9 protein-coding genes and 1 tRNA gene are annotated in these 13161 nt (G+C 56.5%); 4 read left to right on the top strand and 6 right to left on the bottom strand.

Translation table 11 applies throughout. The annotated features are described in order from the left end of the window. Positions 1-60 precede the first annotated feature (60 nt). The 4 genes from D9K61_RS26315 (at position 61) to D9K61_RS26300 (ending at position 5070) form a co-directional block, all read left to right on the top strand. Positions 61-134: transfer RNA gene (locus tag D9K61_RS26315), tRNA-Gly, on the top strand. Positions 135-263: 129 nt separating this feature from the next. Further along, positions 264-2084: an ABC transporter transmembrane domain-containing protein gene (locus D9K61_RS26310; protein ID WP_120636149.1), complete on the top strand. Its 1821-nt coding sequence runs from the start codon at positions 264-266 to the stop codon at positions 2082-2084. A gap of 159 nt (positions 2085-2243) precedes the next feature. After that, a complete protein-coding gene (locus D9K61_RS26305) occupies positions 2244-4133 on the top strand; it encodes an acyl-CoA synthetase (protein ID WP_120636148.1) in 1890 nt (629 codons plus the stop codon). Between the two features lie 13 nt (positions 4134-4146). Next, a complete protein-coding gene (locus tag D9K61_RS26300; protein WP_120636147.1) occupies positions 4147-5070 on the top strand; it encodes an alpha/beta hydrolase in 924 nt (307 codons plus the stop codon). Between the two features lie 12 nt (positions 5071-5082). Here D9K61_RS26300 and D9K61_RS26295 read toward each other — a convergent pair whose 3' ends face one another. The 6 genes from D9K61_RS26295 to D9K61_RS26270 form a co-directional block, all read right to left on the bottom strand. Continuing rightward, the gene (locus tag D9K61_RS26295) at positions 5083-5919 is read right to left on the bottom strand and encodes an alkaline phosphatase family protein (protein WP_120636146.1); all 837 of its coding nucleotides are present in this window, start codon (positions 5917-5919) and stop codon (positions 5083-5085) included. Positions 5920-6011: 92 nt separating this feature from the next. Continuing rightward, a complete protein-coding gene (locus tag D9K61_RS26290) occupies positions 6012-7649 on the bottom strand; it encodes an ABC transporter ATP-binding protein (RefSeq protein ID WP_120636145.1) in 1638 nt (545 codons plus the stop codon). Next, a complete protein-coding gene (locus tag D9K61_RS26285) occupies positions 7646-8461 on the bottom strand; it encodes an ABC transporter permease (RefSeq protein WP_120636144.1) in 816 nt (271 codons plus the stop codon). Before D9K61_RS26285 ends, D9K61_RS26290 begins: the two co-directional genes overlap by 4 nt. Then, positions 8461-9417 (bottom strand): ABC transporter permease, encoded by a 957-nt coding sequence (locus tag D9K61_RS26280; RefSeq protein WP_120636143.1) that lies wholly within the window; start codon positions 9415-9417, stop codon positions 8461-8463. The genes D9K61_RS26285 and D9K61_RS26280 overlap by 1 nt, the downstream gene beginning before the upstream one ends. Before the next feature lie 15 nt (positions 9418-9432). After that, on the bottom strand, positions 9433-11019 hold the full coding sequence (locus D9K61_RS26275) for an ABC transporter substrate-binding protein (RefSeq protein WP_120636142.1): 1587 nt from the start codon (positions 11017-11019) through the stop codon (positions 9433-9435). A 119-nt stretch (positions 11020-11138) separates the two neighbouring features. Next, on the bottom strand, positions 11139-13133 hold the full coding sequence (locus D9K61_RS26270; RefSeq protein ID WP_120636141.1) for a CocE/NonD family hydrolase: 1995 nt from the start codon (positions 13131-13133) through the stop codon (positions 11139-11141). Positions 13134-13161: the final 28 nt, after the last annotated feature.

Here is a 13161-nt window from a genome sequence, read left to right as displayed (position 1 = left end):
ATTTTTCCGACTTCCTGCTTGACGCGCCCGGGCACATGACTTAACCAGCCCAAACCACGAGCGGGTATAGCTTAATGGTAAAGCCCCTGCCTTCCAAGCAGATTATGTCGGTTCGATTCCGTCTACCCGCTCCAGAATATCCCCTCAATCTCTGCGTCAAATGGCCCGTGCTGGCTGCCAATAGGTGTTGTGCTGCTTGACCGCAGGTGCTGCTAGGGCCAAGAAGATTTCACTCAGGACCGTTTGGAACGTAAGGGCCCGATATGGCAAGAAAGACCACCGCCAATCCAGCAAAAGCTCCGGCCCCCGGCGCTAGCGAGGAGCGACCCGGGTCGAAAAAACTGGGTATGCTGGCGTCTCTCTGGCCTTTCATGATGCCTTACAAATGGCTGATGATCGGCGCCACGCTGGCTTTGATACTGACAGCGGGCATGACGTTGACCCTGCCACTGGCTGTACGTCGTGTGGTGGACAATTTCCGCATTCAGGACGGGGAACTGCTGGATTGGTACTTTCTGGCCGCGCTGGGCATTGCCGCCGTTCTCGCTGTCGGCACAGGGATCCGCTATACACTGGTCACCCGGCTGGGTGAGCGTGTTGTGGCCGATATTCGCAAAGCTGTGTTCGACCGTGTGATCGGTATGAGCCCGGAGTTCTACGAACGCATTATGACGGGCGAAGTGCTCAGCCGGATCACGACGGACACCACATTGATTCAGTCGGTGTTGGGGTCCTCTGTATCAATAGCACTTAGGAATATGCTGATGTTCATCGGCGGGCTGGTCCTGATGCTGCTGACCTCTGCCAAGTTGACGGCTCTTGTCCTGTTGTTGATCCCAATCGTTGTCGTCCCGATTCTGGTTCTGGGTCGTCGTTTGCGTGTTATCAGCCGTGAAAACCAGGACTGGATCGCGGCGTCTTCCGGCAATGCGGGCGAGGCACTTGGGGCTGTCCAGACAGTGCAGGCGTTCACCCATGAACAGGCCAGTCGCAAACAGTTCGGCGATATGACCGAGACATCTTATGTCGTGTCGCTGCGGCGCATCAGGACGCGGGCCGTGCTGACAGTCATCGTGATTTTCCTGGTCTTTTCCGGCATCGTAGGCGTGCTGTGGATGGGGGCCAATGACGTGCGCAACGGTGTCATGACCGAGGGCGTTCTTATCCAGTTCGTGATCTATTCGATCATCATGGCCGGCTCGGTAGCAGCCTTGTCCGAGATTTGGAGCGAGCTTCAGCGCGCCGCTGGTGCCACGGAACGGCTGATTGAGTTGCTGAACGCCGAGGATACGGTGTCCGACCCGACGCAAGCCGGATCACTCTCGCAACCCGTGCGCGGTGAAATCGGGTTTGAAGACGTTACCTTCCGTTATCCGGCGCGACCTGATGTGATCGCACTCGACCACCTGTCGCTGCAAGTGAACCCGGGTGAAACGGTTGCCTTTGTCGGCCCGTCAGGGGCAGGCAAGACGACCGTGATCCAGATGATCCAGCGGTTCTATGACCCGAACTCTGGTCGCGTCACATTGGATGGCCAAGACCTGCGAGACCTGGATCGAGCAGATTTCCGCGCTCAAATGGCGTTGGTTCCGCAGGACCCGGTGATCTTTGCTGCTTCGGCCCGCGAAAACATCCGCTTTGGCCGACTGGATGCCACGGATGCCGAAGTCGAGGCGGCTGCGCGCGCCGCCGCGGCGCATGACTTCATTGCGGCGCTGCCAGAAGGTTATGACAGTTTTGTCGGAGAACGTGGCGTGATGCTGTCCGGTGGCCAGAAACAACGAATTGCGATCGCCCGTGCCATTCTGCGCGATGCGCCGGTCCTGTTGCTGGATGAGGCGACGTCGGCCCTTGATGCTGAAAGCGAGCGTGCTGTTCAGGGTGCTGTGGATCAGATGCGTGCCGGGCGCACGACGCTAATTGTTGCGCACCGTTTGGCGACAGTCAAAAAGGCCGACCGGATCGTGGTGCTGGAGGCCGGGCAGATTGTTGCGCAGGGCACCCACCAAGATCTTGTCGCTCAGGATGGGCTATATGCGCGTCTGGCCCGTCTACAATTCACGGATGGCGTCGCCGCAGAATAAAGTGACGTGCAGACAAACGGCGATCCGCCGTAGCGTCATCCTACATTTTCCAGAAATCCAACGCTAAGCCCTTGCTTGCGCCGACAAGGATATGGTCCCATCCTGTGATGGATCAAAAACCTGTGCCGCGCATGGGAGAAAAATAAGGGGAGGAGCAACATGGCCTTTGTGGGTCTAGAAGACAAAGCACGGATGGAGCAGGAAATGTCCTGGGAGGATCGTGACCTGCCAGTCACGTTCCATCAGTTGCTATCGCGAACAGCAGGCAAGTTTCCAAACCACAAGGCGATCAGTTTCCAGCTGTTCTCGGGCCCAAATGACAAGGCCGAAACGCTGACCTGGTCCGACTTGCTAGGCAAGGTCAATCAGGCTGCCAATCTGTTCCGCTCGCTCGGTGTGGGCGAAAAGGACGTGGTGGCGTATGTTCTGCCCAATTGCAACGAAACGCTTGTCACCATGATGGGCGGCGCTGTGGCTGGGATCGTTAACCCAATCAACCCGTTGCTGGAACCAGAACAGATTGCCGCCATTTTGCGGGAGACCAACGCCAAGGTTGTTGTGACGCTGAAGTCGTTCCCGAAAACGGATGTGGCGCAAAAGGTCGAAGAAGCGGTCCGCCATGCGCCCAACGTTAAGACCATTCTGGAAATTGACCTGAATCGCTATCTTACGCCGCCAAAATCGTGGTTGGTGCCCTTCCTGCGCCCCAAGATGGGGGACAAAGAGCATCTGGCCCATGCGGATTACAGAAGTTTCAATCAGGAACTGGCCAAACAGCCGACGAGCCTGACATTTGAAGACAGCAAAGAAGATCGTGTGGCCTGCTATTTCCACACCGGTGGGACGACGGGCATGCCCAAAGTCGCTCAGCACAAGTATTCCGGGCTGGTCTATAACGGTTGGCTGGGACATACGCTGCTGTTTGACGAGAATGATGTGATCATGTGCCCGTTGCCGATGTTCCACGTCTTCGCGGTGCATGTGATCATGATGGCTGCGGTGTCATCCGGCGCACATGTCATCTTCCCGACGCCAGCAGGGTATCGCGGCGATGGCGTGTTTGACAATTTCTGGAAGCTGATCGAGCGCTGGAAAGTGTCATTTATCATTACGGTTCCGACAGCGATTTCGGCTAAAATGCAGCGCCCTGTGGATGCGGATATCTCATCCGTGAAAACCGCGTTTTCGGGCTCGGCACCTTTGCCGGTTGAATTGTTCCGCCGCTTTGAAGAAGCAACCGGTGTCACGATCGTCGAAGGCTATGGCCTGACCGAAGCCACCTGCCTTGTGTCCTGTAACCCGGTGGATGGTGAGAAAAAGATCGGCTCAATTGGTATTCCGTTTCCCTATACGGACGTCAAAATCCTGCAGGATGGACCAGATGGGCCCAAGGAATGTGGTGCGGACGAGATCGGAGAAATCTGTATTTCGAACCCGGGGGTTTATGCGGGCAACACCTATACCGAGGCGGAAAAGAACGCGAACCTCTACCACTTCGACAAATATCTGCGCACGGGCGATCTGGGCCGGTTTGACGAAGACGGGTATCTGTGGATCACCGGGCGCGCCAAGGATCTGATTATCCGTGGCGGTCACAATATTGACCCGGCTGAGATTGAAGAGGCGTTGTTGGGCCATGAGGCGGTTGCCTTCGCGGGCGCGATCGGCCAACCGGATGCCCATTCAGGTGAAGTGCCTTGTGCCTTTGTCGAACTCGTCGACGGTGCCAGCGCAACCGAAGAAGAGTTGCTGGAGTATTGCAAGGTCCACGTCCACGAACGGGCCGCACAACCCAAACACATGACCGTTCTGACAGAACTGCCGAAAACGGCTGTGGGCAAGGTGTTCAAACCGGACCTGCGCAAACACGCGATCACCCGTATCTACAACGGTGCGCTTGAAAAAGCCGGTGTCGATGCGCGGGTTGTCTTGGTCATCGATGACAAAAAGCGTGGGCTTGTTGCACAGCTTGACGCGAAGGGCTCCTCCGAAGACGATGTTAGCACAGTGCTGGGGGCGTTCACCCGGCCATGGGAGTGGGCAGCCTGATCACGGAGGGGCTATGGATTATGAACGTCTGATCGATGAAGAAACCTGGGCGTTCATAAGACGAACGGCTGAAAGCTATCCTGACGATGCGGTTGACCTGTCCATAGCCGATCAGCGCAGGGTTTATGACACGATGTGTCAGGATTTTCGCCAACCCCGTCCGGATGACGTAAAAACGCAGGACCGGCCCGCCGATGGCGTGCCGGTTCGCGTTTATAAAGCCGGAGATCCGACCCGAACTGTCGTCTATTTCCATGGCGGCGGTTTCATACTGGGCGGTCTCGACAGCCATGATGACGTGTGTGCCGAGATTTGCGTGCAGACTGGATATCGCGTTGTGGCTGTGGATTATCGGCTGTGCCCGGAACATGTGCATCCGGCACAATTCGACGACAGTTGGACAGCCGTCGAATGGGCTGCCCGCGAATTTGGTGATCCGATCATTCTTGCAGGCGACAGCGCCGGTGGCAATCTGGCGGCGTCCGTTGCTCATCATGGTCGCGGGCGGTTGGAACATGTATTAGGACAGGTTCTGATCTATCCCGGCTTGGGCGGTGACAGGACGCAGGGATCGTATACTGAGCACGCTCATGCACCGCTTTTGACCCTGGACGATATTCTATTCTATGAAAAGATGCGGTTCGCCGGTGAAAAACCCGAACATGACCCGACTTACGCGCCCTTGCACGACAGCGATTTCTCAGGCCTTCCACCAACGGTGGTCGTCACAGCTGACTGTGACCCATTGCGTGATGATGGGCCGACCTATTGCGATAGAATTATCGCAGCAGGCGGTAACGCGCATTGGATCAATGAACCGGGCCTTGTCCATGGGTATCTTCGCGCGCGGACAACAGTCACACGGGCCGCTGACAGTTTTGAAAGAATCTCGGTCGCGATCGAGGCGTTGGGGCAGGGCATCTGGTCCTACGACTGACGCTCTGCGAGATCATTTCAGAAACGGCTCGGCCTTCATTGTCTCTGCAACCGGAGCGCCTATGCGATTCAATATGGTTGGTGCCAGTTGTAACTGGTCAATGACCGTGTCTTGATCAGGGCCTTCGGCGTCTCCGAAATAATACAGCGCAGTTTCCTGCTGCAACGTACCGCGCCCGCCGTGATGTCCGCGCTCGTCCTGTCCGTGGTCAGCGGTCACGATCACCTCGTATCCCAGTTGCCTCCAACGGGGGATGAAAGGGGCCAACATCTCATCCATCACAAAGCATGCGTGGTCCATTTCCTGACAGTCGTGAAAATAGCGGTGTCCCATGCTATCCAGTGTGCAGGTGTGCAGAATGCCGTAATCCAGCCCATGTCGCAGGCACAGATTGGTCAGCGTGGCAAAAAGATCCACGTCCGACGGTGTCATCTGATTGTCCTTGCCATAGCCGGTCATAGAGTGGAAGCGACCATGGTTGATGGTCTCGCTGTCTGGTTCGTCATACTCGACGTCGCGCACATAGTCGAACGGATGTCGGTTGAAAAACTGTGACCAAAAGCTGTGCGTTACGGCGCCGGTCTTACCCCCGGCCTCTCGCACCTGGCTGAACACGTCCTTGTGGCGCAACCGGAAGACGTTGCCATTGCCGGTACAGCCATGTTCCTGCGGCGTCACGCCGGTATGGATCGAGGCATAACAGCTGGCAGAAATCGACGGCAGTACTGCGCGATGTTTCCAGACGCGCGCCTCACCGTTTTGAACCCAGCCTTCCAGGTTGCCAAAAAGGCGGCGAAAGTTGCGATAAGGAACCCCGTCCAGAATGATCAAAAGCAGTTTCCGGTCCATGACACAGCCTCTTTGACAAAACCCCGCCGCCTGTTGCTGAACAAGACGCCGGGATTAGGTGATTCACCAGATTTGTATTGAAAGGGCCGGGATCAGTTCCCGGCGCTTTCCATCTTACGATGCGCAACGACCTCTTCCAGCCAACCCAGGTGCATTTCCGGCACCGAGCTGAGCAAGAGGTCAGTATAGTCGTCAAACGGCGGGCTAAGAACCTCACTTTTGGGGCCATAGCGAACCACACGACCCTGATACATCACCGCGATACTGTCGCTGATCGCGCGCACAGTCGCCAGATCGTGGGTGATGAACAGATACGCCACGTCTTCGATCTTTTGCAGGTCCAGCAACAGTTTCAGGATGCCATCGGCCACCAGCGGATCCAGCGCTGATGTCACCTCATCACAGATGATCATCTTTGGCTTGGCCGCCAGTGATCGCGCAATACAGACACGCTGTTTCTGACCGCCCGACAGCTCTGCTGGGTAGCGATCCATGAACTTTTCACCCAGTTCGATCTCATCCAGCAGTTCGATGATCCGCTTGCGCTTTTCCGCGCCGCGCATGCCAAAGTAGAACTCCAACGGTCGCCCGATGATTGTCCCGACGGTCTGCCGTGGGTTCATCGCCACATCCGCCATCTGGTAGATCATCTGCAACTCACGCAAATCCTCGCGCGAGCGCCCGGCCAGATCCGCCGAGAGTTTGCGCCCTGCAAATGTGATCTCACCTCCGCTCGGCGGCAACAGACCTGTGATCACCCGCGCCAGCGTGGATTTACCCGAGCCGGATTCGCCCACAACGGCTAGTGTCTGTCCCGGATGAAGTTCGACATTGACGTTATGCAACACGTCGAAATTCAGCCCCTTGTAGCGTGCGGTGATCCCGTCGACGCTCAGCACCGGGTCCGGCGTGGGCTGTTTTTCTTCATGCTCGATCGAGCGGACCGAGACCAACGCCTGTGTGTACTCTTCCTGCGGTTTGTTGATGATCTGATCCGTGCTGCCGTATTCGACCATATCGCCCATTTTCAGGACCATGATGTCGTCACTTACCTGTGCCACGACGGCAAGGTCGTGTGTGATATAGAGTGCGGCAACACCAGTGTCGCGAATGGCTTCTTTGATTGCCATCAGAACGTCGATCTGGGTGGTCACATCCAAAGCAGTTGTGGGTTCGTCAAACACCACAAGGTCCGGTTCAGGACACAAGGCGAGCGCGGTCATGCAACGTTGCAACTGCCCACCGGAAACCTGGTGCGGGTACCGATCCCCTATATTGTCCGGATCAGGCAACCCAAGTTTGGCAAACAGCTCGCGCGCGCGCCTTTCGGCTTCTTTGCGCGAGAATTTTTTCTGCTCGACCGCAGCCTCGACGACCTGATCCATGATCTTTTTGGCAGGGTTGAAGGATGCCGCCGCGGATTGCGAAACATAAGTCACTTCGCCCCCGCGCAACTTGCGGATGTCGCCATGCGGGGATTTCAGGATATCTCGGCCGTTGACCCAGACTTCGCCGCCAGTGATTTCGACGCCACCCCGGCCATAGGCCATGGACGCCAGACCGATAGTGGATTTTCCGGCCCCGGATTCGCCAATTAGCCCCAAGACCTTGCCGGGCGCGAGGTCAAAGCTGACCCCGTGCACGATTTCAATATCATGTGGCTTTTCGTCCGGCGGATATACTGTCGCGCCGATTTTGAGGTCGCGGACCTTGAGAAGGATATCACTCATCCCCGGCCTCCTTTCAGCGAAGTTGTACGGTTCAGCACCCAGTCAGCCACCAGGTTGACCGAGATTGCGAGCGTCGCGATTGCGACGGCCGGGTATAGCGCTGCGCCAATGCCATAGACGATGCCGTCTTTGTTTTCCTTCACGATGCCGCCCCAGTCCGCCAGCGGCGGCTGCACGCCCAGACCCAGGAACGACAGGGTCGAGATGAACAGAACCATAAAGATGAACCGCAGACCAAACTCTGCCACCAATGGTGACAGCGCGTTGGGCAGGATTTCCCGGAAGATTATCCAGATTCGGCCTTCACCGCGCAATTTGGCGGCTTCGACATAATCCATCACGTTGATATCCACCGCGACAGATCGTGACAGGCGATACGGGCGCGTGGCGTCCAAGAGGCCCATCACAAGGATCAGGATCGGGACGGTCACAGGGACAATCGCCAGAATGACCAGCGCCAGGATCAGCGTGGGGATCGACATGATCAGATCGACCGCTCGGCTTAGAACCTGATCAGCCCAGCCGCCCATAACTGCTGCAAGCAGGCCAAGTGACGTACCAGTCAAAAAGCTAAGAAGTGTCGCAGCCGCTGCGATAAAGATCGTGGTACGGCCACCATAGATCATACGGGTCAGCAGATCGCGTCCAATATTGTCGGTTCCAAGCAAATGTTTGGCACTTGCCGGTTCCCAGACGTCCCCAACCACTTCTGCCATTCCATAGGGCGCGATCAAAGGCGCGGCGATGGCCACCAAAAAGTAGGTGCCGGTGAAAAACAGTCCGATGGCTGCCGAAATAGGAATATTCTTCATCATTTCGGGTGCCTCAATCTTGGGTTCGCAAGGATAGACACAATGTCTGCGACCATGTTCAGGCCAATGTAGACGGCCGCGAAGACTACGCCGCAGGCCAGAACAACCGGCACATCGCGTTTGGTCACGGCGTCAACAAGGTATTGCCCCATGCCGGGATAGACGAACACAACCTCAACCACGACAACACCGACCACCAGATAAGCGAGGTTCAACATGACGACATTCACGATTGGTGAAATGGCATTTGGAAAGGCATGTCTGGCAATAACCTGAAAGGTAGAGAGGCCCTTCAGCTCTGCAGTTTCGATATACGCAGATTGCATAAGGTTCAAAATTGCGGCCCGGGTCATCCGCATCATCTGTGCGAGAACCACAAGAGTCAGAACAAAAGCCGGCAACGCAATCGCGTATAGTTTTTGCCCCAATGACATGGAGTCATTGATCATCGCGAGGGATGAAAACCATCCCAGCTTCACCGATATGAAGTAAACCAGCACATAGCCGATAAGAAACTCGGGGATTGAAACCGTTGTCAGTGTGACCGCTGAAATCAGTTTATCGGGCCAACGGTTGCGGTAGCGGACGGCCAACAGGCCAAGAAAAATCGCAAGTGGGACCGAGACGATCGCGGCAACACAAGCGAGAAACAGCGTATTCCCCAGCCGCTTTCCGATACTTTCAGCGATGTCGAGCTTGTTGGTGAGCGACCGACCGAGATCACCCTGTAGAATGCCTGTCAGCCATTCAGCATAGCGGGTCAATGCGGGACGGTCCAAACCCATCTCTTCGCGCAGGTTTGCAAGGGCCTCTGGGGTTGCGGACTGCCCCAGGACGGCTTGCGCGGCGTCTCCGGGAAGGGCTTCGGTCAGGCCAAAAATCAGGGCCGAAGCGCCGAACAGCAAAAGGATTCCCAGCGCGAGGCGCTGGGAAACCAGTTTGATGATAGGATGCATGATCCGTTGCCCGTATCAGACGAACCACATTTTGCGGGAAACGTTGCCGTTCATCATTTCCTGCGTCGGGTCGGTCTCCCAGCCATCCAGCTGGTTGCTGATGCCTTCGACAAAGTCGTTGAACATCGGGCAGATTATGCCGCCCTCGTCGCGGACCATGCGGCCCATCTGGCCGTAGATGCCCTTGCGTTTTTCCGTATCCAGTTCCGCGCGTGCAGCGTAGAGCATGTCGTCAAACGCCGGTACCTTGAACCGAGTGTCGTTCCAGTCGGCAGTCGACAGATAAGCGGTTGCATACATCTGATCCTGCACCGGACGGCCACCCCAGTACGAGGCGCAGAACGGCTGAACATTCCAGACTTCGGACCAGTAACCATCGTTGGGTTCACGCTTGATCTCCAGCGGGATACCAGCCTGAGCAGCGGTCTGCTGGAACAAGGCTGCCGCATCCACAGCACCAGGGAACGCCCCATCCGCAACACGCAAGATGATCGGAGATCCGTCATGACCGGATTTCTTATAGTGCTCGGCCGCTTTTTCAACGCTGAATTCGCGCTGTTCAATGGTCTCGTCAAACAACGGATACGCCGCATTGATTGGCATGTCGTTCCCGATCGAGCCGTAACCGCGCAGCACCTTGTCGACCAGATCCGTGCGGTTGATGGCGTATTTCAGTGCCAGTCGCAGTTCATTGTTGTCGAAAGGTGCCGTGTCGCAATGCATGATGAACACATAATGCCCACGACCAGCGGTCGAATTCACCGTCAGATTGGGCGCGCGACCCAGCAGATCGGCAACCTTGGGTTCAACCCGGTTGATCGCGTGTACCTGACCGGATTGTAGTGCGGCAGTACGGGCAGTTGCGTCGTTGATAACGACGACTTCGACGCTGTCGAAGTTACCGAAATCGCTGTTCCAGTGATTTTCGTTCTTCGTAAACAGGTGGCGCACGCCCGGTTCATCGACTTCCAGCTTATAGGGGCCGGTACCAATACCCGCTGCGGGGTTGTCCATGCCGCCATCGGGCTGAATGATCAGGTGATAGTCGGCCATCAGATAGGGCAGATCAGCGTTCGGCTCGGTCAGGGTGACCTGAAAGTTGTCGCCATCGGCCTTCATCGACTCGATGCCCTTCATGATGCCAAGGGCACCGGACTTGGAGTCTTCGTTCGAATGGCGCTCCATCGTCTTCAGAACGTCTTCGCTGGTCATGGTCTTGCCGTTGTGGAATTCGACACCCTGACGCAGCTTGAAGGTCCAGACCTTGGCGTCAGCGCTGCCTTCGACGCTTTCCGCCAGGCGTGGTTCGATTGTCCCGTCTGGTGCCACTTCGACCAGCTGGTCACCAAACTGTTTGCCGTTCTGGAACGGAACCGAGCTGGCATAGGTTGCCGGATCGAGCGAGTTTGTCGATTCGCCGCCTTGCAGGCCGAATTTCAGATCGCCGCCTTTTTTGGCGCCTGCAGCGCGCGCTGCATCTGCGAACATTGTGCTGGCCATGGCCGCAGTAACCCCAAGGGCCGCCGCTTTCCCTATGAATTCGCGGCGTGTCAGTTTTCCTGCCGTCACTTGTCCGGTCATGTGAGTGAGTTGGTCGTTCATACAAAGATCTCCCTTTGGTTTGTATTAGCCCTTTGCGGACTTTTTATTGACGCTTGAGTCAACGTTGGCGCATTTCACCCGGTCGGGCAAGTTTAAAGTCCTGCCCTTTGAGGTCGGATCTATAGTTGGTTCCGCGCTATCGTGTCTTCCTTGAGTGTTGAAAACAATAGCACTTCATTTTCGTAAGCACTTATAGCGGCGCGGAGATAAAAATTTTCGGCGTCAGACCACATCTCGCAACTTGTTTCAGTTTTCAGGTCTAGGTCGCCGCGTTTTTGCTCCTGAGTCCAGTCACAAGTTCCCCGTGCGGAAAGTGGGTCATCTGGATGTATCGACCAAGCCTCATGCGCTGAGCCGCCACTTATCAAACCATGCGTGCAATCTTCGGCGAGACCAAAATCATCTTCGATGATCAGGCGAATTTCTCCTGTATTCATGTCCGTTTCGACGCGGCGGGAGTTAGATGCTTCCCGCAAGGTTTTGACTTTCCGTGGCTCTTCGGACTCGGGCGGCGGAAACGCGCACTCGTCAGACGTTGCAGGTTCCCGCTGCGGGATCGTGATCTCTCCTGCTGTCAAATGCAGTTCGGCCATCTCTGGGGATGGCCAAACCAACGGCCAGTAGGCGCTGGAGACGGACAGGCGCAACCGATGACCTTTGGGAACACGATAGGCGATGTGATCCAGGTCAAGTTCAATCTGATAAGGTTGTCCGGGCGTCAGCGGTGTCGGTTCTGCATGGCTGTCCCGGTGCGCCAGGTTTAGAACCCCATACGTGATTCTGGTCGAAGCGCCGTCTGGATGGATATGGTTCAAACGTATCGCAAGCTGGGCCTGCGGTTTGTCAGCGCTGATCGTCAGCCGAACACGTGGGGCGCCCACGATATCCATGATTTCGTCCAGAGGCGGGCTGTCAAAACAGGCCGACAATGCATCATCTGCCCGCTGGTCGCCGGGCATGTCAGGGCCCAACCAGATGGCGCAATACTCGCCCCCCTCCATGCCACAATGTTGAGGTGAGCGGATGCGTCTATTCAAGGGATCGGTGCAGCCAAGCCCGGTATCCGATATCCGCATGGTCATCTTAGGCAACTGAGATGTCGCGCCGTCAGCTTCGGCAATCCAAAGGCCAGCCCGCTCGGCATACCAGCGTTCAGGGCGCACACCGTCCATCACATAGGCCCGGTAATCCGGATCGTCTTCCACGCTGGTGTCCAAACCTTTCAGCCAATGGTCCCACCACCGCAGCGCTACCTGAAGGAAGCCAATCCGGGGTTCAGGCACGGCGAAATGTGGGTACTTATGAACCCATGGGCCAACAATGCCCTTCACCGGCGCGTTCAGCTGTTCAACCAGCAACGGAACAGTGTTCTTGTATGCGTCCCCCCAGCCACCAACAGCAAGCGTTGCTGCACGGATCGCCCCAAAATCTTCGCACACCGAGCCATGTCGCCAGTAGTCATCACGGGTTTGGTGACGCAGCCAGATCGACGGTAGAAACGGCTCATTCTCCAACCGCTTCAACCATAACTCACGCCAGTTCGGGCGCAATTCAGGGTCTGGCGCGCGCGAAGAATAGGACCACATCGTCGCGCCCCAACCGAGGTTTTCGTTTAACAGACATCCACCCTTGTAGTGGATATCATCTGCATACCGATCCGCCGTTGAACATAGTGTGATTATGGCTTTGAGCGGGGTAGGTCGCATTGCTGCAACCTGCAAGGCATTAAAACCGCCCCAACTTATTCCCATCATCCCGACCGAGCCACTGCACCAGGTTTGATCTGCCAGCCACCGAATAACCTCAACAGCATCGTCCAACTCTTGCTGAGTATACTCATCAGCCATCAAACCTTCGCTATCGCCGTTGCCACGCATATCAACGCGAATACAGGCATAGCCGCGTTTGGCGAACCAGGGGTGGGTCAACTCATCCCGCGCTGCGGTACCATCGCGCTTGCGATAGGGGAGAAATTCCAGAATCGCCGGAACCGGAGATTTCGCCGCATCCGTTGGCCGCCACACCCGCGCAGACAGACGACATCCATCAGATAAATGGATGCCCAAGTCGGCGATGTCTTCGATCTCACTTAGCGAGTTGGGTGCAGACGTCATGGTGGCAGTCTCCGGGTCCTGTTGGTCA

The sequence above is a fragment of the Ruegeria sp. EL01 genome (genome assembly GCF_900313035.1).
Lineage (GTDB): Bacteria > Pseudomonadota > Alphaproteobacteria > Rhodobacterales > Rhodobacteraceae > Ruegeria.
This window is presented reverse-complemented; position numbering and strand designations above follow the sequence as displayed.

Coding starts and splice junctions, on each gene's coding strand:
- D9K61_RS26310 (WP_120636149.1), top strand. CDS start 264: ATGGCAAGAAAGACCACCGCCAATCCAGCAAAAGCTCCGGCCCCCGGC.
- D9K61_RS26305 (WP_120636148.1), top strand. CDS start 2,244: ATGGCCTTTGTGGGTCTAGAAGACAAAGCACGGATGGAGCAGGAAATG.
- D9K61_RS26300 (WP_120636147.1), top strand. CDS start 4,147: ATGGATTATGAACGTCTGATCGATGAAGAAACCTGGGCGTTCATAAGA.
- D9K61_RS26295 (WP_120636146.1), bottom strand. CDS start 5,919: ATGGACCGGAAACTGCTTTTGATCATTCTGGACGGGGTTCCTTATCGC.
- D9K61_RS26290 (WP_120636145.1), bottom strand. CDS start 7,649: ATGAGTGATATCCTTCTCAAGGTCCGCGACCTCAAAATCGGCGCGACA.
- D9K61_RS26285 (WP_120636144.1), bottom strand. CDS start 8,461: ATGAAGAATATTCCTATTTCGGCAGCCATCGGACTGTTTTTCACCGGC.
- D9K61_RS26280 (WP_120636143.1), bottom strand. CDS start 9,417: ATGCATCCTATCATCAAACTGGTTTCCCAGCGCCTCGCGCTGGGAATC.
- D9K61_RS26275 (WP_120636142.1), bottom strand. CDS start 11,019: ATGAACGACCAACTCACTCACATGACCGGACAAGTGACGGCAGGAAAA.
- D9K61_RS26270 (WP_120636141.1), bottom strand. CDS start 13,133: ATGACGTCTGCACCCAACTCGCTAAGTGAGATCGAAGACATCGCCGAC.